Consider the following 25,847-nt stretch of genomic DNA (forward strand, 5'->3'; position numbering starts at 1 on the left):
GCTCTTCTTTTTAGGTATGGGATTGAATTAATTGAGGTGGTTAGGATGAAAGCCGTTGTTCCAGATCCTGGATTAGTGCATGGGGAGATACGTCGAGGGCGGAGGCAAGCGCAAAGAGGGTGTCAATGGTTGCCCGGCGTTCTCCGCGCTCTAACATCCCAATAAAGGTCCGGTGGAGATCGCATTCAAATGCCAGGGCTTCCTGGGACAATCCGGCATTCTGACGGTAGGTACGGAGGACCTGACCAAATACGGTTTTGATATCATTTGATGTAGCCATAACTGCCAGCAGATTACGAGAGGTGATACAGATAGTCTACATACCATAGTATGTAAAAAGGCTTTTCTTTTCCTGACTTCAGCCATAGATTATTTGTCAATCTGTATGAAACCGACCAGTGTAATCTTTTAGACAATGGAGCGACTCATGGGCAAAAAAGGCCAGAACAAGAAAGACGGGATCGACGAGGAATTCGTCAAAAAGGGTGCGAAGAATATTGATGAAGATGATGTCCAAAAGGTGTTAGACCGTGAGAAGGAGATTAGAGAAACATTCGAAAAGAAAGGCCCGTTGGCTCGATTTATTGAGGATGTCAAACTGCTTTTCTCCCTTATTGGTGATTATTGGAATGGGAATTATAAGGAGATCCCGTGGTGGGCGCTCAGCGCCATCGTCTTCACTCTATTGTATGTGATTAACCCCGTCGATCTCATCCCGGATTTTATCCCATTTGTTGGGTATGTCGATGACGCCGCCGTCGTAGGCATATGTTTGAACCTGGTGGAGAAAGAACTCCATAAATACAATGAATGGAAAATAGCTGCCGAAGGGGCTCAGAGTTCGGATTGATCGTTTGTCTGTTCTGATGGTGGTCTCTTAATATAGATTTTCGAACGTTCTCTCCTGGTGATTTTCTTTGCATTTACTGCTCATGATAGATAACCTTTAGTACATTTCAAGAGTGTTTATCTGGCATTCGGGTTGTATTCACTTAGAGATCATGAGTAGGCTCATAGGCTTTCTATGGGTCTCAAGTAGGTAACAATCTTTATAGATAATTATAGATTTTCACCTGTCAGCAAATAGTACAGGTCAATGGTGTATTTCACTCGATTCTGAAACAGGAGGCGTTATATGTCTTTCCGTTCACTGATCCTCAGTAGTATCATTGTTCTAACCATTCTTCCATTCCATTTGCAGGCTGCCAGCGATGATGGCGATATCGCATTAGCCGCCAATATTGGTGGCTACGCCTACCTTGAAGGCGAAACCGATCACAGCGGCATAATGATTGAATTCATTGCAGAATCACCAAGCGCAATTACTGATACAGCATATACAACCTCTGACGGAAGTTACACATTCTCCGTTGCCGATGGCGTCTACGAAATCAAGTTCAGCAAAGATGGCTATCTCACCTATACTTACCCCGAAACACCGACTTTGTCCGGTGATGAGACATTAAATGATGTGACGTTGCAGGCTGGGATTGTTGTAAGTGGAAATATTTGGGATGAAGTTTGGGAAGAAGGAAGTACAATTCTAGTCGAAGACGATATTTCTTTGAGTTGGGATGATACACTAATTATCGAGCCAGGGGTAAAGGTGAAATTTAATGGCAATTATTCATTTTGGATTGGGGGATATTTATTAGCAGTCGGCACGGAATCTGATTCAATAGTTTTTACTTCCAATTCTGAAAATCCAGCTCCAGGGGATTGGAAAAATCTAATTATTGATGGTTGGTCCACTAAGGGCAGAATATTATCATATTGCAGATTTGAATACGGTGGTAGTGAATCCTATTCAAATAATAATGGTGAAATGATTGCTATCGATAATGCTTCCATAGTTATTGAAAATTCTAATATTTCTAATTCAAATCAAGACGGTATAAACATAGCCAGTGGGGATTCCGTCTTTATTATTAATAACAAAATTTCAAATAATTATGAAGGAATTGATGGGAACAGTGATTATTTGTTAATACAAGAAAATAAAATTTATAATAATTATGTAGCGATTGACGATCCTTCAGGATTCATTATTAATAACAATATTATTTTCAATAATATACGTGGCGGTATTTATAAAACTGGGAGTTATACAGGTGAGCCTTTTAATGTTATAACGGGAAATAAGGTGTTTGGACATAATGGTTATGAAGATGTTGGAATACAGGCATATCATAGCTATATAAAGAATAATATAGTTTATAATAACTATGAGGGGATACGTTCTGGTAATCTAGTACATGGAAATAAAATTTTTTCAAATGAAGTTGGGTTAATTTATTGTCAAGAAGCAGTAAACAATACATTAGAAAATAATACTATTGGTATAAAAGGCGGATATGCTCATACCTATATAATGAACATTATTTCAAATTCGGATATAGGTATTTCAAATATGAGTTCAGATGATGTTTTCCAATATAATTTATTTGGTTCCAATCTTCAGAATTATGACCAAACATATGGAGGGTTCGGGGAAGTTATCACTACCAACCAAAACGGTGACTCCACAGACACCTACTACAACCTTTTCATGGATCCTCAGTTCGTCAGCACCGACACCGCCAGCGACAACTTCCTCCACCTGAGCAGCACCTCCCCAGCAATCGATGCTGGCCATCCTGATTCATTGGATGCAGACAGTACTATACGGGATATAGGTGCATTCTTTTTCGACCAAGGCGGTGGTGGCACGATTGATCCTCCGGTGGCAGACTTTTCCGCCGATCCTCTGGAAGGGACACAGCCGTTGTTTGTGCAGTTCCAGAACGCCTCAACCGGGCCCGTTACCGGCTTCAACTGGAACTTCGGCGACAATACCAGCTCATCCATGGCGAACCCAGTTCATGCCTACCAGGATTCCGGTGTGTACTCGGTAAGTTTGACTGTTTCAGGCCCGGGCGGCGTCGACACTGACGTCAAAACCGACTACATCACCGTCAACCCACCCCAGAATACGCCGGTGGTGAACTTCAGTGCGTCAGCCACCAGTGGCACCTCACCCTTTACCGTCGATTTCACCTCCACCGTCGAAAACGACGTAGACTCCCTCCGGTGGTATTTTGGCGACGGTGGTACATCAACAGCTGCCAATCCCTCATATACCTATTCAACTGCCGGAACCTTTACTGTGACACTCACTGCCTACGGTCCGTACGGCGAAGATACCGAAACCAAGACCGACTACATTTCCGTTTTCTCTCCGGAACAAGTATCTGCTGACTTTACCGCCCTGCCAACGGAAGGGGTGGCTCCCATGGGCGTTCAGTTTACGAATACCTCTGTCGGGACGATCGATTCGGTGCTGTGGGATTTCGGAGACGGTGCTTCGTCTACTGTGTTGAATCCCGCCCATGAATACCAGTCCGCTGGAACGTATTCGGTCACTCTTATAGTTTACGGTCAGGTGAATACCGATTCACTCACTAAAGAATCACTCATTACGGTGTACGACGCCCGGCCGGTGATCACAGAGGTAGCGGATGTTCCGAATGACCAGGGCGGGAAAGTGCTCTTGCGTTGGGAACCCAGCGGCTTTGATGGGCCAGTCGGCACTTCAGTGAACCAATACTCCCTCTGGCAGCGCTACGAGGATGAATGGGTCAGCATCAATAATACTCTGGCGACACAATCCAGCACCTACACCTATCTGGCGAATACCTTCGGCGATTCCACTACGGCAGGCATCCACTGGTCGAAGTTCAAGATCATCGCCCATACGTCGACACCGTCCACCTATTATACCAGTCCGGTGGACAGCGGCTATTCGGTAGATAACGTCCCGCCGGCAGCGCCCGGCCAACTGCTGGCCTCGCTCAACGGCGAGAACGTCGACCTCCAGTGGGGATCAAGCAACGAGTCTAACTTTATGTACTACAAGGTGCAGCGGAACTGGGTCACGGTGCAAGAACAAACCGCCTCGGAATACACCGATGCGCCGACCAGTTTTGACACGCCGCTCTATTATACCGTCAACTCAGTGGATGACGCCGGCAATGAGAGCCCGCCCACCAACGAAGTCCTGATCGATAACACCAATCTGGACTGGTTTGTGAATATCCGGGCAGAGACTATGGACGGTGTCAACGACAACGATAACTTTCTTGGAACTGCTTCGGATGCCACCAATGCGCATGATTCCAACTATGATATCGTGGAACCGCCGTCCCCACCGGATACGTATCTGTCCCTCGCCTTCCCGCATCCGGAATGGAATTATTCACTCGGCGATGATTTCACCCAGGATGTCAAACCGACCGTCAGCCTGAGCGATACGCACCAGATCTGGGCCTTCGACGTCACCGCCGATCACGCGGATTCGGTCACGCTGACCTTTCTGCCCAGCGACGGCTTTCCGGATGGTGCAACCATGCTACTCACCAACCAGCAGACCAGCGAGGCTTTACTAATTTCTTCCGGCGACACCTGCACGTTTGACCTGGACGCGAATACCACCAAGAGTTTTACCGTCCGGATCGGGAATAACGTCCCGAAAGCCCCTACGGACTTTACTATCAATGCTCCGGCAACTACCGGCTTCGGCTCCTTATCCTGGACAGATAATGCAATCATTGAAGGGGGATTTCTGGTTTACGGCTCCAGTGATGGAAGCACATATTCCATCCTGGATTCGCTGACTGCCAACGCGACGACATATACTGGCGATACGCTGCAATCATTGGAACCGAATACCCGATACTGGTTTGGCGTGCAGGCGTATAATGTGGTGGACGCCAGCGCCATGCAGTATGACAGTCTCTACACGCTGGCTCTCACGCCTGATGCTCCGATCATCGTAGATTCGACGCTGACCACCTTAGACATCACCCTGGCTACCGACGACAATCCGGATTCCACGGAATACGCCATAGCCATCGGTGAAGCATCCGGTGGACCTATGGACTATCTCAATCCGGATGGCACATTAAACGGTGAGAATCCCGCCTGGGCGACGGCTATCGTGTGGGATACCGTTACCGCCGTGGATCTAACCCCCGTCACGACATATAACGTCCAGACACTCACCCGCAACGGGGACTTGGTGGAGACCGATTTGAGTCAGACGGCTACCGGCATCACCGGTGCATATCCGACCATAACATTGCATGCCCCTTCCGGTCCGGAAATCGTGCTTGATGAAAGTCTGTACTCAATGGACTGGACGATAACCAACAAAGCCTTCGTTGAGACGTTATTCATTGACTATTCTGGTGACAACGGGGGGACTTACTATCCGTCAGATACAACTACGACATTCGATAACTACTCATGGCGAGTTGCGAGTGAGATTTTGAATTATAATGCCAGAGTCCGGGTTCGGATTAAGGATGAAGCCGGGAATATCCACTCGGATGAATCTCCGAATCCCTTTGTCATTGTCGCAAATACCCTTTCTACAGATGTGCAGACAGGCTGGACGCTCTGGGGTGTACCTCTCGACCCGACAGATACTACGATGATCGGCAACCTTGAGAATGACTTTTCCGGTGGCTATTGGGCTTACGGATACAGCGATGGTGGATATACCATCGAGAACAATCTCCACTTCGGCGCAGGTTACTGGCTGGCTGTCGAAAACGGAGCGACCGTCGATGTGACTGGCGATCCCGCAACAACGGAAATGTTAATCGAGACACCCCAGGGCTGGAACCTTGTCACCAATCCGTTGGTGATTCCCATGCCGAAGGACAGTCTACTCGTGAGTAAAGACCAGTCGACCGTCTCATTTGATGCGGCACTGGACAGCGGTTGGGTGTCGAATAGTTTTTACCATTACAATCCGAGTCAGGGCGGCTATACGCTGGAGGATACCCTGCAACCCTGGGGAGGCTACTGGACTGCTATAGCGGCGAGCGGGGTATCGCTCCAGTTTCCGGTTATTCAAGTCACTTCTCCACAACAGACCGCCCCGGAAGGAATACAGCAGCAGGACTCGTTGGGTTGGTATGTCCAATTGCATGTGACCTCCGGAGAGGTGACCGATGATATTCTCCTGGGAGCACATCCCGACGCTACGGATGCCTTCGGTTCGGAAGAGGATGCGCCAAAGCCACCGATTCCGCCAACGCCGTCCTACACCTATATGGATATCCAGCATCCCGGCTGGCATCCGGTCTTCGGAGACAAGTACATGATCGATATCCGCAGTCCGCTCACCGAAGAAGTGAACAAAGTTTGGGAGGTCAACCTCCAGAATGAAGGCATTTCTGAACCGGTCACCCTGGAATGGACGACCGAACAATTTCCAGCAGGAATGGAACTCGGACTCCGGATTACCGACCTGACCGTCGATATGCTGAGTCAGGAATCGTACACATTTCCGGAGGACTTAACATCGACCGAGTTCCAGGTAGTGGCTGGCCAAACTGCCTTGGCAACGGGAGAAGAGTCGACGCTACCAACAGAGTTCACCTTACGGCAAAACTATCCGAATCCCTTCAATCCCAGCACCACCATCAAATACGGATTGCCGAAAGCAGCCGATGTCCGGTTAGTAGTATATAACGTCACCGGCCAACGTATTGCTACGTTGGTCAACGAACACAAAGCACCGGGTTGGTATCACCTGGAATGGGAGGGGACTGACGATGTTGGCCATCAGGTGAGTAATGGTGTATACTTTTACCGGATACGGGCGGAGGAGTTTACTGAAGTGCGGAAGATGATCTATTTGAAGTAACTGGACAATGGAAAAGAGCCACTGTAATTAGTGGCTCTTTTTTTTAGCCTGTTACTTCACCAAAAACCCATTGTAATCCACTAGTAGCCGGTATAAATTCACAAGTCAGTTTTGTGTGAATTCTTTCGGCCCTTTTTAACATGATTTATCGGTAGTTACCTAAAGACAGAAAGTCTCTATGCCAACCATTTATGATAACATTGAGTTGCAGCTGAGTGATGCGCTTAAAGACAATTTAACCGACGCTGACCGTGCTGATTTTTGTATCGGGTATTTTAACCTGCGTGGTTGGGGGCAATTGTCATCGTTGGTGGATAAACTGAATGGTGTTGATGATCCCGAGTTACCCGATTGCAGAATTCTCCTTGGGATGTACGGAGAAAATCGCAATGCAATACGAGAGTTATACGGGAAGGATAATCCGAACCGAATTGACCAGAAGCGCGCTCTTGCACTCAAAAAAGAGCTCGCCCGAAGATTAAAGGAGCAACTCACGGTTGGAGTGCCAACGAATCGGGATGAAAGAGACCTCCGGAAACTGGCAAAACAACTCAAAAAGGGCATGGTTCGTGTCAAACTGTTTACCAGGACCTCCCTCCATGCCAAACTCTATCTTATCTACGATGCAGGCCAGAAGGTTGCGAAACAGGTCGGTTTCCTCGGGAGTAGTAATCTGACCTTTTCCGGACTCAATTCTCAAGGTGAGTTGAATATCGATGTTGTGGACCAGGATGCGGCTGGCAAGTTAAGCAAGTGGTTTCAAGATCGGTGGGAAGATCGATTTTCCATCGATATTACCGATGAACTCATTGCAATCCTGGAAGAGAGCTGGGCAGGCGAACGACTCATTTCTCCTTATCATATTTACCTGAAAATGGCGTATCATCTCTCACGGGACGCACGGGCTGGAGTTCAGGAATTTGAATTAAAAGACCCAATCAAGAAGAAATTGTTACAATTCCAGCGACAAGCTGTGTACCACGCAGCAAAGCATATTCAAAGACGAAACGGAGTTATGATAGGTGATGTCGTCGGCCTCGGCAAGACCTACACTGCTTGCGCATTGGCCCATATTTTTGAAGAAGAGTTTTTCTACCGTACCCTCATTATCTGTCCGGCGAACCTCGACCGAATGTGGATGGATTATCGCCAAAAATTCAACCTCCGTGCCGATATCCTGAAGATTTCGATGGTACATAACAGACTAAAAGATTTAAAACGATACCAGTTGGTCATCATCGATGAAAGTCATAACCTGCGAAATCCAGAAGGGAAACGGTATAGTATCATCAAAGACTATATTGCAGAAAATGACTCCAATGTCATTCTGCTCACCGCTACTCCGTACAATAAAACCCTCTTAGACCTGTCAAGCCAACTTGCGCTTTTCATTAAAGAGGATGCTGACTTAGGTATCGCCCCTGAGCAATATCTCAGTTCAGTTGGTGGCGAGGATGAATTTATAGCCAAGCATCAAACGCACAGCCGGTCCCTGAAGGCATTTGAAAAGAGTGAGTACATTGAAGACTGGCAGGAATTGATGCGCCATTATCTTGTCCGCCGTACACGGACATTTATAAAAGAGAACTACGCCAAACAGGATAATGAGAGGTACTATCTAGAGTTTGAAGGGGGAGAACGTTCGTACTTTCCGGAGCGGATTGCGAAAAAATTCGAATATCCTTTTAATTCAGATGACCCGGATGACCAGTATGCACAACTCTATTCCGAGAAGGTCGTAAACCTGATTAACGGTCTACAACTGCCGCGATACGGACTGGCACTCGAATTACAAGACAACCTCGATGACAAACTGGAGGACGGCGAGGATCGAATTGTCGAGAACCTCTCCCGAGCCGGGAAGCGGTTGATGGGATTTTGCCGGACAAATCTGTTTAAGCGGCTTGAGAGCAGTGGACATGCCTTTTTACTCTCCATTGCCCGGCATGCCTATCGAAACTACATCTTTCTGGCAGCCATTGAAGCCGGGGAACCGTTGCCTATTGGCAGCCAGGAATCGGGAATGATTGACGAGTTCCTTGGAGACACGGATCTTGAAGACGGTAATCTTGAACTCCAGATGATTACCAAGAAAGAGAACTTTTTATCACAGGCGAAGAAAACCTATAACCTCCTCAGTGTGAAATACCGGCACCAGTATGACTGGATTCGTTCAGAACTCTTCCAGGATTCCCTGAAGGAAAAACTCCAAAAGGATTGCGAAAGCCTGTTAGAAATCCTGGATATCGGGAAAACATGGACCGCAGAGAATGACCGGCAACTGAATGCCCTATTCGATTTTTGCAAAAATGAGTATCCGGATGATAAAATATTAGTCTTCACGCAGTACTCAGATACGGCATACTATCTGTACGAACATCTTGAGAACATGGGCTTGAAAAAGGTCAGCTGTGTCACCGGAGATTCCGACGATCCCACAAAATTGGCCTACAAATTTAGTCCAAAAAGCAACGAGAAGAAGATTGCCCCGGAGGATCAAATCCGGGTACTTATCTCCACGGATGTATTGAGTGAGGGACAAAACCTCCAGGATTGTCATATCATTATTAACTACGATTTACCGTGGGCGCTTATCCGTTTGATACAACGGGCGGGACGAATTGACCGAATTGGCCAGGAGGCCGAAGAGATTTACTGCTATTCCATTCTTCCGGAAGATGGCGTCAACGAAATTATCCGACTGCGTGGCCGCCTTGAAAATCGTATTCAGCAAAATGCCGAAGTCGTTGGTTCTGACGAAACCTTCTTTGAGGGAGACCCGGTTATCATACGGGATATCTACAATGAGAATTCCAGTATTCTGGAAGAGGAAGAAGACGAGGAAGTCGATCTGGCATCCTATGCCTTTGAAATCTGGAATAAAGCGATTGAGAAGGAACCGGGGTTGGAGAAAACCATCCGGAATATGCCTGATGTCATTTATTCGACCAAAGAGAATCCCAGCAAAGATACAGACGATAGCGGCGTACTCATGTATGCAAAAACGATCCAGGATAATGATGTGTTGACCTGGGTGAACCAGCAAAATGAAATTGTCACCCATTCCCAGTATAAAATACTGAAAGCCGCCGAATGTGCGCCTGAGGAAGAACCGCTGCAACCGTTAACAAATCATCATGCCCTTGTGAAAGAAGGGATTGATCACATCAATGATCAATCCAAAAAGACCGGCGGACAGCTTGGAAGTAAACGGAGTATTAGATACCGGACTTTTCACTTGTTAGAGCGACATATAGAGAATGTGGAAGGGACAATCTTCCAGCGAAACGAGCTCCGGGAAGCGGTGGATCAAATCTATACATATCCGCTTAAGGAATTTGCGAAAAGCCGGTTACAAAATCTGTTGAAGTCGAGCGCCAGTGATGAGGAATTTGCAGACTTGGTGTTATCACTACATGAAAATAAAGAACTCTGCTTAGTGGATGAGCAGGTCGCCGAACACGACGGGACGCCAAAGATCATCTGTTCTCTGGGATTGAAAAATTAGAAAGGGTCGTATGTCGCTTCCAAAACAGGAATTCTCACAGTACCTCCGGAATTTCAATTTTGAAGACCTCTTTATTGAACTCGGGTGGGATCGCTTTGATAAAACTATTCCGATAGAATCCGATGGCCACGTCTTTCACTTCAAGGGTATCGTTGAAAAGCGGGGATTTGCCATATTTCATTGCGAACCGGACGAGGATGGGCGGTTTCCCAAGGCATCCGACCGGGATAAGCTCGACCGGCGACTAACCCGATTACACAATGAGCATCTGGTCATTTATTCCGATACGGAACAGACAAAGCAGTTGTGGGAATACCGGTTGAAGGAACCGAACCAGCCTGACCGCCGGAGACGGCAGGAATATTACGTCCACCAGGATCCGGAAATACTCTTCCACAAACTGGAAGGGCTCTTTTTTAGTATCGATGAAGAGGAAAACATCTCTATTATCGATGTGAAGAAACGAGTGGCAGAGCAGTTCGATCAGAATTACGAAAAAGTCACCAAAAAGTTTTACCGGAAGTTCAAAACCGAACACAGGGCATTCCGCGACTTCATCGAGGGCATTGACGAGCAGGTGGATAAGGACTGGTATGCGTCACTGATGCTCAACCGCCTCATGTTCATTTACTTTATCCAGAAAAAAGGATTCTTGAATGAAGACAGAGACTACCTTCGTACCAAGTTGAATGAGGTACAGGAAAACGAAGGGGAGAACGAATTTTACGGCTTTTATAAGGATTTCCTCAAAGTACTCTTTCACAAGGGACTTGGGCACCCCGACAGAACAGAGAATCTTGAAGAAAAGCTTGGACGTGTACCGTACCTGAACGGTGGGCTGTTTGATGTGCATGAACTGGAAGCAACGTATCCTGAACTTCAGATAAAAGATGATGCCTTTGAGCGACTCTTCGATTTTTTCGATGAATACAACTGGTACCTGGATACACGTAAGACCGCTACCGGTAAAGATATTAATCCTGATGTTATTGGATATATCTTTGAGAAGTACATTAACGACCGGGCCCAAATGGGTGCGTACTATACACAGGAAGACATCACCGACTATATCAGTAAAAACAGTATACTGCCATGGATGTTTGATGAAATAAAGCGAATCTACCCGAAGCCGTTCGGTGACAAGGGCGAAGTGTGGGACAAACTGAGGAGCAGCGGGGATACCTACATTTATGGTGCAGTGAAAACTGGCGTCGACACTGCGGCGGAAGTCGAGAATCCTGAAAGTATTGACCATTTAGATATCCCGGAGCATATTGCTCGTGGTATTGATACTGATGCCCCAGACTTGCTTGAACGCAGAGAAGAATGGAATACACCCACTCCCGGTGAGCATGGATTACCCACTGAAATCTGGCGAGAGACTATTGAGCGGTGGGAACGTTATTTTGATATAAAGTCAAGGATTGCAGCAGGCGAGATTGATGAGATAAACGATTTCATCACCTACAACCTGGATATCAAACAGTTCAGTCAGGATCTTGTCGAAAATACCGATGATCCGGAGCTCATTAAAGCCTGCTGGAAAGCACTATCAAAAATAACCGTATTAGACCCGACCTGCGGTTCCGGGGCATTTCTGTTTGCAGCACTGAACATTCTTGAACCTCTTTATGCATCTACGCTCCAAAAGATGGAGTCCTTTATTGAAGATAGTGGAAAAGAAAAATACCAGTTCTTTCATGAAGAGTTGGAGAAGGTAAATGCTCCGGAGCATCCGAACAGGGAATATTTCATTTTCAAATCCATCATCCTGAATAATCTGTATGGCGTGGACATTATGCACGAAGCGGTGGAGATAGCCAAACTGCGTCTGTTTCTGAAGTTAATGGCAACGGTGGATGTGGATTATTCACGACCTAATCTCGGGTTGGAACCTTTGCCGGATATCGATTTCAATATCCGGGCCGGGAACACCCTGGTGGGGTACGCATCCAAAGATGAATTCGAACAGTTGACCTCCGGGGAAATTGACTTCGGCGATGTAAAACAATCCATTTTTGATCAGGCTGACTTAGTCAGGCTTTCTTACCAGCGCTTCAAAGAGAAACAGCTGACAGAGGACTATGAGAGTACCGACTATAAGAGTGCTAAGGAAATGGTTAATCAAACGTTGGACGAGTTGAATGATCAATTAAACCGGTATTTAGCAAAGGATTATTTAAAATCGAATTATTCAGAAAACCGGTATCAAAGTTGGCTTGAGAGTCACCAACCTTTTCATTGGTTTGCCGAATTCTATGATATTATCGAAGATAATGGAGGGTTTGACATAGTTATAGGGAATCCACCCTATGTAGAATATTCTGACATTAATGATGAGTATTCCTTAAATGGATATAAAACTATCCAATGTGGTAATCTCTATGCCTACGTTCTTGAAAGAACCAATAAGATCTCGAATAAAACTTCTTTGAACGGAATGATTGTTCAATTATCTATTGTATGTACTGATAGAATGACACCAATTCAGAAATTTTTAATGAACAATTACAACTATTTGCTTTTTGCAAATTTTGATGATAGACCTGGAAAGTTATTTAATGACCTTCAACATATTAGAGCAACAATTATCCTAATGGATAAATCAAAAAATGCAAGAGAATTACTATCTACAAATTACAAAAGATGGTATTCTGAAAACCGTAAATTTCTATTTCAAAGTTTATCTTTCATTGCGATTGAAAATAACCTATTCGATGGGAGCATTCTAAAAATTGGTAACGCACTAGATAAATCAATTATTAACAAAATAGAAACTAATAAGAAATTAGGAATTAACTTACCCAATGGTGGAAAGCACGAAATTTACTACCATAATGCTCCACAATACTGGGTGAGATGTACAGATTTTCGTCCTTACTTTTGGAATGAGAGGGATGGTGAGAAGTTGTCATCTCAGGTCAAAATTTTATCATTTATAGATCGTCACAATGCGGTTATTACTCTTGGATTACTGAATAGTAATTTGTTTTATTGGTGGTATGTTATGCTATCTGACGGTAGACATTTAAATAAAAGGGAAGTTGAAAATTTTCCGATTTCAATAGATAGAATTGATCAAGAAAGAGTTGAAGAGTTTGAGGAAATCAGAAATGAATTAATGGAAGATTTAAGGAATAACTCTAACCGTAAGGAAGCAAATTATAAAACTACTGGGAAAGTTGTTTATGAAGAATATTTTCCAAAATATTCAAAAGAAATTATTGACAAATTTGATCAAACGATAGCTTCGCATTATGATTTTACCCAACAGGAACTTGATTATTTAATAAATTATGATATCAAATATAGAATGGGGGACGAACTAAATGACGATTAAATCGTTATTTAGTTCTATTATAAGGAGGTAAGGATTCGACAATTTGAAGACCAAGAAACATGGGATTACCCCGCAGGAATTTCCGCTAGAGGAGGGTAAAGTTTTTTCCTCAACCTTAACGCAGTCTGTGCCTCTCCCTGAAAAGTTGGATATTATTGAACTGCGTAAAGAGCAGAAATATACAGGAACCAAACTCGATAGTATTATTGGGAAGTGGCCCGGTGATGAACTGATTGAGGAACTCCTCACATTATTAAATAAGTAGTTTGGACCATCGGTACCGGCATTTTATACCACTTGCCACAAAATTTAGCAGTAATACCCTTATGTATATGCCTGAACTGACGTTTCGAGGTGATGAAGCCCTTTTCAATGCAAAACACAAGATAGCATTTCTCTGTTCGCGGGATTATCCGGCATCAGTTGTACAAAAGTCCTATGAATGGGCGTTGGAACAGAAAAATGCCGGCAATTGTGTCGTGTCGGGATTCCATTCTCAGATCGAACGAGACGTGCTACATTTCCTGCTGAAGGGCGATCAACCAGTTATTATGGTACTTGCCCGGTCAATGTATAAGCGACTCCCTGACGAGGAATTAAAGTCCGGCATTGAGAAGGGCAACCTGCTGATTGTCTCGCCATTCCCTGACAACGTCAAACGATCTAGCACCTACCACAGCCGCAAACGAAATGAGTTCATGGTCGATCTATCTGATGAGGTTGTGATTGCGCATCAAAGTGAGGGCGGGATGATTGCGGGGTTGGCGATAAATAAGCCAGTGTACTTTCTTTAATAACAAGGACTCGTCTTTACTCAGTAAAGTGTACAAAAACCTAATCGCAGGTTGAATTACTATGAAAAAACTCATTGATGAATTGATGAAAATCGTAGGTGAAGTGCATGATACAGAAGGATGGAATCAAACCTCCCAGGAAGAAAAGCGAAAAAGGGGCAATGAGTTAATCCGGCAGATTAAAGAAAGACTTGTGTTCAACCCCGGGACTCTCATCCATTATGAGGATTCGATTAGATTAGAATTGGCAAAAACAGTAGTGGAATCCATTTGGGAAGGCGAGGAGGCTACTAAAATTTTTGACGAAATGATAAGCGGAGATACGGACGCCTTAATTTATATAATGGGTCCCTACACAGATAGAATCGTTAAATTAAAACCAACATTCATTTCCGTAGATCCTGCGAGCACTGAGTTTAAAGTATACTTTGAGGAAGCAATGCAGTGCTGGTTGTTTGGGTAAAACCGAGCAGCTTTAATATTGTGTGCATCCATACTGGAATCTACTCTAAAAGATAGGTTGACCTCTGAGGATGAAGATTTATTATTCAAGGAAAGTAATGGTCATAAAACCAGGAAGGAGAAAAACTTTATCGACCTGATTAATACGGCAAACCATATAAATCTTATTGACAAAGCAACCTCAAATACATTGCATAAAATCCGAAAATCCCGGAATCGTGTTGTGCATGAGTTAGAATCTATTGGCGAAGACGAGGCCTACAATATCATTATGCAAACCAAGGATGTGATTGAGGGGCTTTATAAGTGATAAAGAAACAGTTTAGTAAGGTAGGTGTTTCGAAAATGGCATTCGATGAACTTTCAGAAAAATCCAAAAGATTGCTCATAGAAGTAATCGAATTATTACAGAGTGGGAAGTATGAATTTGAAATAAAGTTTTTTCACTCTGTTGGACTGAAACGGGATAAATACCCTGAAGGCCAGTATCGCGCTGTTCTTGTTAATAGGACCGAAGAAAAAACGAAAAATCTCACTGGTTTTGAACCCCAAAATCTGGATCAATTATCCGAACACGATTATATAGATAGAAAACACAGTTCTGGATCCATTTATTTTAAACTAAATACTCGTGCTTTCGAAGAATATGCGTTATTCAAAATCAAACAGTTCAAATCTTGTAAAAATTTTAGTGAATTAAGGAGTAAAATCACTGAATCACAGCAAGCAATACTGGACTATTTGTTTGAGAACTATGGCGAAAAGAAGAGAGGGGTGCTTACTAGGGTGGTTCACAGCAGATATGGGAAACCTGTGGTCCGGAGTGCCCTTGAGCCTATAGGGAGGAGCGTTGTCCAAGAATCAGATGAACGCAATGAAAGCAAATACCGGCTTACCTATCTTGGGATGTTATTGTCAAGTAGGGGCAAAAAATATTTAGAATTACTCTCTCAGTATTTGACCTTTGTGCTAGAAATTTACTACGAAGAACCAGAGAGAGAGAAAATAAACAGTGATGAAATTCAGAACGCACTTGGTATAACGGATGATGAGCTCAACAACTTTGAGTTGGTTTTAGGAGAGAGTGATTTCAGCGGTAGTAGTAGAGGAACCGATGGTAAAGGTAACTGGTATGTGACTTTTCCACGTGAGGTTGATGATTTACCATCAATAAAAGATTTCAGCTCATACATTCTTGATAATGCATTCAGTCATTTCGAATTGGGAATACCATTAGGGCCGGAGAGTTCCCAGATGATTTCACTCTCTGCAGAACTGTATGATACTATTTTAAATGGTGACACTTCTCGTAGTTGGAATATGTATTTTTATTCCTTTATAGATGAGGGACGGCTGGCCGAATTAAGAGCAATCCAATCGGATGAATTCGATTTGAAAAAAGTCATCCGGCTTTGCGAAGAAATGATTGTATGTCATCAAAAACAATGCTATTTAGCGTTAGCTATGCTAACTAGAAGTCTGTTGGATCATGTACCGCCAATTTTTGGATACAAGAAATTTACTGAAGTGGCAAATAATTTTAGTGGTAGTGGGAAATCCTTTCGTAAATCGATGCAACATCTCGAAAAATCATCGCGAAATATTGCAGATAGGCATTTACATGAGCCAATAAGGAAGAAAGAGAACTTACCAAATAAAACTCAGGTCAATTTTTCTAATGATTTGGATGTGTTGTTAGAGGAGATTGTTCGGATTCTCGGATAAGTTGAAAATTAAAAGCTTAGTACATTGTGCTATCCTTGACAATAATTAAGGATACTCCATGCCAATAGACAATTGCCACTACTGTTACAACGAACTCACGGAAACTGTTTTACCCGAGTATCTAAAAACACTGAAACAACAAATAGATGCGCCTATTCCCATGAGCCGGTTTACCGAAAAGGGCATCGGAATCCGGACGCTACTGAAACAATTCGGGTTTCAATCAGATTTCCCTGGCTGTTATGTGTTCATTGAAAAAGAGGATCCAATTTATGTTGGGATATCTCAAAAGCTGGTGACGCGGATTAACCAGCATGTTAACGGTAAAAGCCATTTTAGTGCTAGCCTTGCCTACCGTATGACTATGGAATCCTATGACGGTGAGACGGAACAGTATACACGCAAGCAACTGATGAATATGGATAAATTTCGCACACTCTTCGAACAAAAGAAAAAATATTTGTCAGAACTTGACGTCGCATTTATCGAGATAGACAACCCGGTGGAACGGTATCTGTTTGAAATCTATTGCGCCATGGAGTTAGACACGTCACGGTGGAATACGTTTGAGACGCATTGATTTATACGGAATAAATGGAGGTAAAGTTGAGTGAAAAAATCTCAGGTAAATTATATTTGATGTCCAAAAATTAAAACGCATTATTGTAACTATTGAAGAACTGAAATTAACAATATATGATGCAGTATATTAAGCGACTCATAGGCTTCCTGAGCATCTTTCTGGTTTTGGTGATTGCCAGAGAATTTCTGCTATTATACAATTCTATTAACAGTATGCATCCGGTTGCAGGGCTTGTATTTTTAATCCTGGTCGCTGGAATTATCGTGTATTTTGTTGGTATCCCGCTCTACAGAATTCTCCTGCTTCCGAAGTCTTTTGGCCCGACAACAGATAAGGATAAAGTAGACGAACTGCGAATAAACCGATTGCACGAATTTCAGAAAAATCCCTACCTAAAAAAACTCGGCGTAAAAATTCCCACCGAAAATAATGATCAACAAACATATGAGCAGGCCATTGAAACACTCAAAAAAAAGAATAGCGTTATTCGGAAAAAACGAGTTCGCGAGTTATTCTATAGTTCTGCCTTAGCCCAAAACGGATTCATCGATGCGATTCTGATTCTTTCTGCATCAATAAATGTGGTGAAAGAAACCTTCCGCTTATTTAATGGGCGTGTGTCCAACAAAGACCTCTTTGCGATTGGGAAACACGTCTATTACTCTATTGCGATTGGAGGCACGGAGAGTGTGGAATATGCCACGGAGGAAATTGTAACAAAACTTGGGAGGGATTTTGGAGGGGGTATTCCTTTTGTCAGCCGACTCACATCCTCATTAGCCGATGGTTTTATCAACGCGACTCTACTGACCCGAATCGCACTTATCACTGAAAATTATTGCACCACACTGTATATAAACTCCCAGAAGGACCTGTATCCCTCCCGTAAATTTGTGATTGAAACTGCGGAGAGTATTACTTCCGATGTCTGGAAGAAAATCAGACGGAACTCAAAAAAATATATCGGGGAAAAGAGTAAGAATCTGCTCACTGAAAATGTGGTATACAAAATTATCACAGAATCCTTTAACAGCAAGTCAGATGAAGACACCGGTTTAGATATTGAAGTAGAACTGGCAGCGAATGAAGAAAAGGCAAGGATTCCATTCTACCGAAAAGTAATGAACAGGATACGCAGGAAATAAAAACCTGCAATGGCTTCTTATGCAAGCACGGTAATTACTAAAATACTTACAGGATGACTTATGAATGATGTACAGAAGTTAAAACAGGTTGTATCGACAATTGAAAATTCTGAGAGTATTAAATCATACTTCGAATTTGTGCATGATATTTATTCGGAATTAGGACTCAAGAAAGACACAGGAAATATTGTTCAAACCATTCGCACCGATCAGTATATGCGATTGACGGTGAATCTCAATGCTCGACTGTTTTTAGGACTGACGAACGAGGACGGAGAAGATACGCTCTTGGCAACAATGTTTGAAAAGGATGCCGAAAAAATTGAACCCGAAGTGGCGAATTTCCGCAAGGATAATTCAAAATTCACGCAAATAGGGGATGAAGAGCCATCATATATCGTTATCCTTTCCATGGAAACTTATCAGAAGCACCAGGCGGATATCCAGGAATGGGTGTTACGTTGCGCCAAAGATTATTTACCCCGGCAGGAAAAGTCCAACCTTCGGCGATTTCACTCCCCGTTGCTCACGGAATTAACATTTAACAACAATGCCTTTGAACGCTTATTGGAGCATCCAGAAGAATACTATTTTTCACAACTTATCGAGAAGTATAAGGAATTAGTCAGAGAGGACCAAAATCGCCCTGAATTGTATAAATGGCGCAATGTGAATCACTATCAGGCGGAGTTTGATATTGACGCCGACGATTTTCATGCATCGCTGAAGTCCGCCCTGTCCAAAGCCCAAAATCTAGTCTATCAACTGTCACTGTCGTTTATAAAAAAGGCTGCCCAATATTACCCGGAAGAAGTCCGGGAGATGTTCTGGGAGCTATACGACGAAGAGAAAGATTTGCAGGATCGGGTCGACAATTTTAACCAGCAAGCGGATGAATTAGCCCCAAAGGTCTCAGAGGCTCACGGCAAAGAGTTGAACGCGTATCAGGATGAACGAACGATATCCTATTACCTCGCAATGCGATACCCGGAAAAGTATCCCATTTATAAAGATGATATTTACCAGTATCTGCTGGAAGTCGTCACTGAAGAGAATTCAAAACGCGCAGGGGATAAATACCTCCATTACATTGAAGTCGGCAATCGGTTGTTACCATTCATCACCAATGATAATGAGCTAAAACAATTAGTCCAAAGCACCCTTGATGATGATTGCTTCCAGGGCGATCCCAAGTGGCTGGTCTTTCAGGATATCCTTTGGAGAACCAAATATCCGCCGGAAGAGGAGTCAGATAAATTGGAAATAAAACAGCATAATAAAGCGACTACTTACCTGCAAAATTTTGCAAAAGTTGCGGAGGAACATTTTGAGGGGAAAGACTGGCTCCAAGAACGATACACATTTTTCCAGAAGTTCTTTCAAAAAGAGCACTTAAAAAATGCTAAATGGAGCGACTTTCAGGAAATACCCGAAAATACCCATGCCTACACCTCACTCAACATTGCTGGCAAGAACGCTTTTGGTGATCAAAACCATGACATTGAACGGTATCGCAAAAGTTTTCTCTACCTTGCCTACGGAGAAGATGATCTTGCGATCAGGATCAATACCTTGCTGGATAAACAGAGTGAATATCATTTAAAATATATTGGCGAATCCTTTTATGCGGAGGTTATCGGATACATCTATCCGGAAAAATATGTGTTCTATAATACCAGGGATAAGGAGGCCATCAGCTTCCTTGATTTGGATATCGAGCGGAAATCCAAAGAGCAATTCGGCGATTTCTTTATCCGCTATAATCAGGAAATTGAACCGTTGAAATCGTTGTATAAAGATATTGTTGGACAACGAACCGAAACAACCATCCCGCTGGAACTCGATCAGTTTTTCAGCTGGGTTTATGAAAACTATGTGAAGAAAGGATCCGGGGAAATACAACCCAACGGTAATGGAGAAAAAGGAAATTACTGGTGGTTAAACGCAAACCCGGATATCTGGCGCTTTGCAGAAAAGGAAGTCGGCCAGGAGCAAACCTATACCTCCCGCAATTCCAGGGGGAATAAACGCCAGATCTATAAAAACTTTGAACAGGTGCAACCCGGTGATTTGGTTATCGGGTACGAATCTACCCCGGTGAAAAAGGTGAAAGCCATCCTTGAAATCACTGAACCGTTGCACACAGATGACGAAGAGGTAGAGAAGTTTTCCTTCAAACTGAATCAATTTACTCCAAACCAACCGACGTGGGAGGAACTCAAATCTCATGAGTCCCTTGCGGATTGCTCAGTCTTAAAAAATAACCAGGGGAGCCTTTTCCAACTTACTGCCTCAGAATTTGAGACAATCTATGATTTAGCTTTCAAAGATGTGACTGCCTATCCCACCTATTCCAGGGATGAAGCCCTCGATGAACTTTTCCTTCCGGAAGAAGAATTGGTACGTATTCTCAATCTGTTGGAGTACAAGAAAAACATCATTTTGCAAGGCCCGCCCGGAACAGGCAAAACTTTCCTTGCCAAACGTTTGGCATGGCTACAACTTGGCGCCAAAGATGAGAGCCGAATATCAACCATCCAGTTTCACCCGTCGTATTCCTACGAGGACTTTATACGGGGCTATCGCCCGACAGAAGACCATTTTGAATTAAAAGATGGACTCTTTTTGGACATCTGCAAACAGGCAAAATCCGATCCGGAGAATCCGTACTATCTGATTATCGATGAGATCAATCGGGGCAACCTTTCCAAGATCTTTGGTGAGCTCATGATGCTCATTGAAAAGGATAAACGCGGCCCGGAATTCAAGGTCACTTTGCCGTATACAAAGCAGGATGAATCCGACTTCTACATCCCGGAGAATCTCTATCTCATCGGGACCATGAATACAGCCGACCGGTCATTAGCGCTCGTTGACTATGCGCTGCGCCGCCGGTTCGTGTTCATTGACCTCATGCCCAATTTCGGTGAGAAGTTTCAGCGGCATCTGCGATCATTCGGAGTGGATGATGGGACCATTGATCTTATTGTTGAACGATTGCGGACTCTCAATACGGAGATTGCCAGGGAATCCGGTCTTGGGAAAGGATTTCAAATTGGCCATAGTTACTTTTGTCGGCCGAACGGGAACGATACACAATGGTATCGGAATATCATCGAGTATGAAATCATCCCACTGCTCAATGAATACTGGTTTGATAAGCCAGAGAAGGTCAAATCGTTGCAGGACGAGCTACTCTCAATATGACCCAGATCCCTATTGAAAATATCTATTACCTCCTCAGCTACGCCTGGGATAAACTGGATGAGGCAGAACTCATTGGGATTAATCCAGATGATTTCGAGGATGTAGCCAACCTGTTAGGGAAGGTACTGGCTAACGGATGTACACGCCTGTTTAAAATGGGACTCTACCGGAATTACCATGAAATTGAAGAGGAGATTCCGGGTATCCGGGGACGGTTACTCATCGATGAGTCATTACGGAAGCTTTCTTTCCAAAACAAAAAGGCATGGTGCCGTCATGATGAGTTAGATCACAATGTTCTCCCAAATAAGATCCTGAAAGCCACAGTCCTCAGATTATTGCAGACAGAAGAAGTCGAGGCGAAGCTTCATGGGGAACTGAAAGTCATTTATGAAAGATTTACCGGGATTGATACCATTCAACTCCAGCGGCAAAATTTTACTCAGGTCCGGATTCACCGAAATAATGCTTTTTATGGCTTCCTTTTACAAGTCTGCCGGCTCATTTTTGAGTCGACGGCCATGCATGAAAAAGGAGATCGTTATCAGTTTCGGGATTTCACCAGAGACCATCAGAAACTGGCCACGCTCTTTGAGGCGTTTATCTACAACTTTTACGAAAAAGAACAAACACACTATTCCGTCTCACGACCAACTATCAACTGGCCGTTTTATTCTGAGATACCTGCACATAATGATCTACTCCCAATTATGCGTACCGACATTGTGCTTCAGGACGAAGAACGCATATTGATCATTGATACGAAGTACTATTCGGAAACCTTAGCACGACGGTCCGATTTCAACACAATCAAGTTTAAGTCTCCAAATCTCTATCAGATTTTTGCCTACATGCAGCATATTTCAAATCCTCGGAATAAAGCGATAGAAGGCATGCTACTCTATCCCGATGTCGGCGATTCGATACACGCTGAGTATACTTGGGAAGAGCAGAAACTCACCTTAAAGACGATTCCGTTGGATCAGCCATGGCGGGGGATTGAGAGTGAATTGTTAACATGTGTGTTATTAAACGAAGGGCAAAAGTAAATAGCAACTTCGGTTAGATTTCTGATACACCACAACTAGCCCGGTTATGTAAATTGATGTTCGCAATTCCGATAAAAGAGAGGAGAGAATCATCAGTGCCTTCCCGAAGGCAATGGTGCACCTCGAGGGGCTTAAAGACATTGAGCAATTTTATGTATTACCACACCTGGATGCGCATCTGGTGAGTTCCACAAATGTCTTGGAACGACTCAACCGGGAAATCCATCGGCGGTCTCGTGTGTCCTCACTGTTTCTGAATATGGCGTCCTATCTCTGGCTCATCACTCGCTACCTCATTATATATTCCGATTCAAAAAAATATGTCTCACGGTTGATAGTTAGATTACTCCCTTGCAGAAATTACTACACACTTTATATTTAATCGATTCTGAATAATTCAATTGTCTTTTACGTTTTTGCTCATAGTAAAAGGTGGAAAATGCTTACTAAAATACAGTTTAAGAACTTCCGAAGTTTTCGAGAGCAAGTTTCATTAGATTGTAAACCGATAACCATTTTTGTTGGCCCCAACAATAGTGGAAAGAGTTCACTCCTTTCATTGATTTCCGGTATGCTCAAGAATCCTCAAGAATTTAATATTCACTATCCGGATGATGCGTTTCAACGCTTACAGGATGAAAAAATTTCGATAGACCTGGAGTTAATCCCGCTTTTCCAGGGTGCATATCTGGATCATGATGAGACTACAGAGTATAAAGGGTTCCAGATACCAGGGGTTGTAAGTGTTAAGAAAAAAAGTGCTCCTTACGATGTGTCTGTGGGAATGAGAAAAGGATGGGAAAACTATAAATTAAGATCAGCACAAGACGATATCCTAATCGAAGCCCAAGGCGAGAATGGAATATTAGATATTACAAATTTGAATAGTTTTCCCATCTCCTTTGAACTTGAAAAAGGATATCTCAGAAAGGAGTTTGGTGTTGAAAGTAGCCTCATTAATAATTTTTTTTCTAAGATCTATGAGGTAGGCCCATTTACTATCGCCGGTTCAGTATTTAGTGCTGATATGGGAGAGACGGTCGGACTGATTCCCAAAAGAATTAGTTTAGGTGGTAGTTTAATTGATATAGACAAGGAAATGTTATTTGAAAACGTATCGTTTAATCCTCCTGGAGAAGAAGATAATCTGAGGTTGAGATCCCAAAATTTTTACGATGTATCAGAAAGTCTGGCTAAAAATATCGATGAGGATCTATTCGAAGGAGCCAATTCGGACAAAAATAAACGATATGTGGAAGAAAAATTGGAGGAATTTGGGTTGGCAAAATTCGGATTTGCCAAACAACAGGGATTCACTTTGTTCCGCCATGGATACAAGGGCCGCATGCCTTCACCGGGTATCGATATAAATATTCGGGAGAATCCACCAGACCGAGATATTTTCGGGTATGCTGAAATCGATAAACACTTCCTCAATATGGCAGGTAAATTACAAGAGTTAGAAAGGTCACTACAGTTATTGCCGGAGCATTGGCAGACTGAAGATTATGTGAAAAGCGTCGTCATATGGATTGTGTTAGAGTTTTACGAAGAAATCATCCGGCCATTGGAGGCACTGTTAAATGAAAGGATTCTAGATGTTCAAGAGTTTTTCTTCCCGGAACCTCCACCAGAAGAGAAAAAATTATATTGGCAATTACATCGAATTACCTCAAATAGAGAACACAGTGATTTTTATAAGAACTTCGAACAAAAATTGGTCAAGAGTATTACCGATCGACATCTGAAAAAACAGGCCGCTAAAATTGAAGAGCGGATTAATAAATATTTTGAGCGGTTTCAGATAGGGTTTGAGTTTAAACTCGTGCCACAAGAAAACCCATTAGGCAAGACTGACTGGTACTACTATTTGAAAGATAAAAAATCCGATATGCAGTTGACGCTTGATGAGGTAGGGGCGGGGTATTCCCAAATTATTCCTATTATTGCCGAGACGATATGGAATGATTATTTCTACCTCCTAGAAGAACCGGAAATGCAATTACACCCTAAATTCCAATCGAACCTCGCGGAGTTTTTTGTGGATGAATTATTTTATGAGAACGGAGTCCCTAAAAAACAATATTTCATTGAAACGCACAGCGAGTACTTAATCCGAAAATTACAGGTACTAGTAGCCAACGGACGATTGACCAAAGACCAAATTGCTTTCTACTATATCCATCAGAACGCCAATGGTGTGAGTAACATTGATAAAATTCGGATTGACGAGCGCGGATTCTTCTTAGATGATTGGGGAAAGGGATTTTTTGATGAAACCCCCAGTTTAATTGATGATCTGTGGAAACCCAGGAATTTAAACTAATGCAACCTGAGTTTTTCTTTACTACATCCTTTTTGTATAACTTTTTCAAGCAGGCTGACGAGGATAAAGAGATTAATGGAAAGTTAAACAGTCATCAACAGGAGTTTGTATATTTTTTTGAATCAAGAACTGGGTATGTATTAAACGATGGACGTATGAAGGACCTGATGACCCTTGCAATTCCACGCAAAGTGATAGGCCAGCCTTCCAATCCCCCATATCGACCAATGGATAACAAAAGTCAAGATACCTCAAACCGGTATATTAATACGCAAAAGGAGGCTATAACGAATTGCTTTGCTGCATTCTCAGATAGTTTCAGCCCCGCGGTTTGCAATTCCTATCGATCACAATATTTTACCCCCATATTTAGTTCAAAAGAAGTGCAAGAAAATTGGGCAAAATACAGTGGAAAGCATTCGGTCGATATTGTAAAAGATAAATTTTACCAATGGACAGATATCTTAGCGATTTTCGATTTACCTTCAAATGCGATTATCATTAGTGACCGGTATATCGGAAGTGATCAAGAGAAAATTAAAAACAACATCATTCCAATCTTAGAGCATTTCTCCGAGATTTCAACTCAAACGGTCCCTGTGATTATTCTCTCCAGCAGTAAAGCAGCTCAAGAGCGCCAAGTCTATGGATCATCTGAATTTAATGACCTTACCGAGTATCAAACATATCTGGAAGAATGGCTTAACCGGGAATTCGAGGACAGATTAAAGGTCACATTCCTATTTCTTCCCAAACGGAAAATAAAGCATGATAGACGAATTTTTACCAAGTTTTGTTTGTTAAATATTCCCAAAGGATTAGATATTTTGAATGCTCAGGGGCAAGCTCTCGAGGATACAGAACCATCCATTCGTTCCGTATTTCATGCGGAAATTAAAAAATCACAGAATTTTCTACGATTGAAATCAGATGTACTTGAGGTCGTCAATGCCTCGGATACACTGAGTATTACTATATAAGCCTACTACCCATAAAATAGGCCGAACTAAGGTA

Annotated in this window: 18 protein-coding genes; 16 read left to right on the forward strand and 2 right to left on the reverse strand. The window is 43.1% G+C overall.

Features of this window, described 5'->3' with window-relative positions; translation table 11 throughout:
* Window positions 1–40: 40 nt before the first annotated feature.
* Window positions 41–280, reverse strand: a complete 240-nt coding sequence (locus K9N57_00690; protein ID MCF7802687.1) for a helix-turn-helix domain-containing protein — start codon at window positions 278–280, stop codon at window positions 41–43.
* Window positions 281–427: 147 nt separating this feature from the next.
* Between K9N57_00690 and K9N57_00695 the strand changes: the two genes are divergently transcribed.
* The 3 genes from K9N57_00695 (at window position 428) to K9N57_00705 (ending at window position 10,202) form a co-directional block, all read left to right on the forward strand.
* The gene (locus K9N57_00695) at window positions 428–850 is read left to right on the forward strand and encodes a DUF1232 domain-containing protein (protein ID MCF7802688.1); all 423 of its coding nucleotides are present in this window, start codon (window positions 428–430) and stop codon (window positions 848–850) included.
* Window positions 851–1,135: 285 nt separating this feature from the next.
* Window positions 1,136–6,694: a PKD domain-containing protein gene (locus tag K9N57_00700; GenBank protein ID MCF7802689.1), complete on the forward strand. Its 5,559-nt coding sequence runs from the start codon at window positions 1,136–1,138 to the stop codon at window positions 6,692–6,694.
* A 178-nt stretch (window positions 6,695–6,872) separates the two neighbouring features.
* A complete protein-coding gene (locus K9N57_00705; GenBank protein ID MCF7802690.1) occupies window positions 6,873–10,202 on the forward strand; it encodes an NgoFVII family restriction endonuclease in 3,330 nt (1,109 codons plus the stop codon).
* A gap of 34 nt (window positions 10,203–10,236) precedes the next feature.
* On the opposite strand, the gene K9N57_00710 is transcribed toward K9N57_00705, so the two are convergent.
* Window positions 10,237–10,383 carry a hypothetical protein gene (locus K9N57_00710; GenBank protein ID MCF7802691.1) on the reverse strand — a complete coding sequence of 49 codons (147 nt, stop codon included), beginning with the start codon at window positions 10,381–10,383 and terminating at the stop codon, window positions 10,237–10,239.
* Between the two features lie 138 nt (window positions 10,384–10,521).
* Here K9N57_00710 and K9N57_00715 point away from each other — a divergent pair, with 138 nt between their 5' ends.
* The 13 genes from K9N57_00715 (at window position 10,522) to K9N57_00775 (ending at window position 25,813) form a co-directional block, all read left to right on the forward strand.
* A complete protein-coding gene (locus K9N57_00715) occupies window positions 10,522–13,542 on the forward strand; it encodes a hypothetical protein (protein ID MCF7802692.1) in 3,021 nt (1,006 codons plus the stop codon).
* Window positions 13,543–13,585: 43 nt separating this feature from the next.
* Complete coding sequence (locus K9N57_00720; protein ID MCF7802693.1) at window positions 13,586–13,807, forward strand: hypothetical protein; 222 nt, start codon at window positions 13,586–13,588, stop codon at window positions 13,805–13,807.
* Window positions 13,808–13,874: 67 nt separating this feature from the next.
* Window positions 13,875–14,336 (forward strand): DNA-processing protein DprA, encoded by a 462-nt coding sequence (locus tag K9N57_00725; GenBank protein MCF7802694.1) that lies wholly within the window; start codon window positions 13,875–13,877, stop codon window positions 14,334–14,336.
* 61 nt (window positions 14,337–14,397) lie between these two features.
* Window positions 14,398–14,799 (forward strand): hypothetical protein, encoded by a 402-nt coding sequence (locus K9N57_00730; protein ID MCF7802695.1) that lies wholly within the window; start codon window positions 14,398–14,400, stop codon window positions 14,797–14,799.
* Between the two features lie 18 nt (window positions 14,800–14,817).
* On the forward strand, window positions 14,818–15,108 hold the full coding sequence (locus K9N57_00735; GenBank protein MCF7802696.1) for a DUF4145 domain-containing protein: 291 nt from the start codon (window positions 14,818–14,820) through the stop codon (window positions 15,106–15,108).
* Between the two features lie 35 nt (window positions 15,109–15,143).
* The gene (locus tag K9N57_00740) at window positions 15,144–16,523 is read left to right on the forward strand and encodes a hypothetical protein (GenBank protein MCF7802697.1); all 1,380 of its coding nucleotides are present in this window, start codon (window positions 15,144–15,146) and stop codon (window positions 16,521–16,523) included.
* Window positions 16,524–16,581: 58 nt separating this feature from the next.
* Window positions 16,582–17,103 carry a GIY-YIG nuclease family protein gene (locus tag K9N57_00745; protein MCF7802698.1) on the forward strand — a complete coding sequence of 174 codons (522 nt, stop codon included), beginning with the start codon at window positions 16,582–16,584 and terminating at the stop codon, window positions 17,101–17,103.
* Window positions 17,104–17,219: 116 nt separating this feature from the next.
* The gene (locus K9N57_00750; protein ID MCF7802699.1) at window positions 17,220–18,251 is read left to right on the forward strand and encodes a hypothetical protein; all 1,032 of its coding nucleotides are present in this window, start codon (window positions 17,220–17,222) and stop codon (window positions 18,249–18,251) included.
* A gap of 60 nt (window positions 18,252–18,311) precedes the next feature.
* Window positions 18,312–21,458 (forward strand): EVE domain-containing protein, encoded by a 3,147-nt coding sequence (locus K9N57_00755; protein MCF7802700.1) that lies wholly within the window; start codon window positions 18,312–18,314, stop codon window positions 21,456–21,458.
* Window positions 21,455–22,507, forward strand: a complete 1,053-nt coding sequence (locus K9N57_00760) for a hypothetical protein (protein ID MCF7802701.1) — start codon at window positions 21,455–21,457, stop codon at window positions 22,505–22,507. The genes K9N57_00755 and K9N57_00760 overlap by 4 nt, the downstream gene beginning before the upstream one ends.
* A 112-nt stretch (window positions 22,508–22,619) precedes the next feature.
* A complete protein-coding gene (locus K9N57_00765) occupies window positions 22,620–22,889 on the forward strand; it encodes a transposase (protein ID MCF7802702.1) in 270 nt (89 codons plus the stop codon).
* 57 nt (window positions 22,890–22,946) lie between these two features.
* Entirely contained in the window at window positions 22,947–24,833 is a 1,887-nt protein-coding gene (locus K9N57_00770) for a DUF3696 domain-containing protein (protein ID MCF7802703.1), read from the forward strand.
* Entirely contained in the window at window positions 24,833–25,813 is a 981-nt protein-coding gene (locus K9N57_00775; GenBank protein MCF7802704.1) for a hypothetical protein, read from the forward strand. Before K9N57_00770 ends, K9N57_00775 begins: the two co-directional genes overlap by 1 nt.
* Window positions 25,814–25,847: the final 34 nt, after the last annotated feature.

This window comes from Candidatus Neomarinimicrobiota bacterium (genome assembly GCA_021734025.1).
In the GTDB taxonomy this organism is placed as follows: domain Bacteria; phylum Fidelibacterota; class JAANXI01; order JAANXI01; family JAANXI01; genus JAANXI01.

Excerpts from the sequence above, each read along its gene's own strand:
- K9N57_00690 (MCF7802687.1), bottom strand. The coding sequence starts at position 280 with ATGGCTACATCAAATGATATCAAAACCGTATTTGGTCAGGTCCTCCGT.
- K9N57_00695 (MCF7802688.1), top strand. The coding sequence starts at position 428 with ATGGGCAAAAAAGGCCAGAACAAGAAAGACGGGATCGACGAGGAATTC.
- K9N57_00700 (MCF7802689.1), top strand. The coding sequence starts at position 1,136 with ATGTCTTTCCGTTCACTGATCCTCAGTAGTATCATTGTTCTAACCATT.
- K9N57_00705 (MCF7802690.1), top strand. The coding sequence starts at position 6,873 with ATGCCAACCATTTATGATAACATTGAGTTGCAGCTGAGTGATGCGCTT.
- K9N57_00710 (MCF7802691.1), bottom strand. The coding sequence starts at position 10,383 with ATGAAATATGGCAAATCCCCGCTTTTCAACGATACCCTTGAAGTGAAA.
- K9N57_00725 (MCF7802694.1), top strand. The coding sequence starts at position 13,875 with ATGCCTGAACTGACGTTTCGAGGTGATGAAGCCCTTTTCAATGCAAAA.
- K9N57_00730 (MCF7802695.1), top strand. The coding sequence starts at position 14,398 with ATGAAAAAACTCATTGATGAATTGATGAAAATCGTAGGTGAAGTGCAT.
- K9N57_00740 (MCF7802697.1), top strand. The coding sequence starts at position 15,144 with ATGGCATTCGATGAACTTTCAGAAAAATCCAAAAGATTGCTCATAGAA.
- K9N57_00745 (MCF7802698.1), top strand. The coding sequence starts at position 16,582 with ATGCCAATAGACAATTGCCACTACTGTTACAACGAACTCACGGAAACT.
- K9N57_00750 (MCF7802699.1), top strand. The coding sequence starts at position 17,220 with ATGATGCAGTATATTAAGCGACTCATAGGCTTCCTGAGCATCTTTCTG.
- K9N57_00755 (MCF7802700.1), top strand. The coding sequence starts at position 18,312 with ATGAATGATGTACAGAAGTTAAAACAGGTTGTATCGACAATTGAAAAT.
- K9N57_00760 (MCF7802701.1), top strand. The coding sequence starts at position 21,455 with ATGACCCAGATCCCTATTGAAAATATCTATTACCTCCTCAGCTACGCC.
- K9N57_00765 (MCF7802702.1), top strand. The coding sequence starts at position 22,620 with ATGGTGCACCTCGAGGGGCTTAAAGACATTGAGCAATTTTATGTATTA.
- K9N57_00770 (MCF7802703.1), top strand. The coding sequence starts at position 22,947 with ATGCTTACTAAAATACAGTTTAAGAACTTCCGAAGTTTTCGAGAGCAA.
- K9N57_00775 (MCF7802704.1), top strand. The coding sequence starts at position 24,833 with ATGCAACCTGAGTTTTTCTTTACTACATCCTTTTTGTATAACTTTTTC.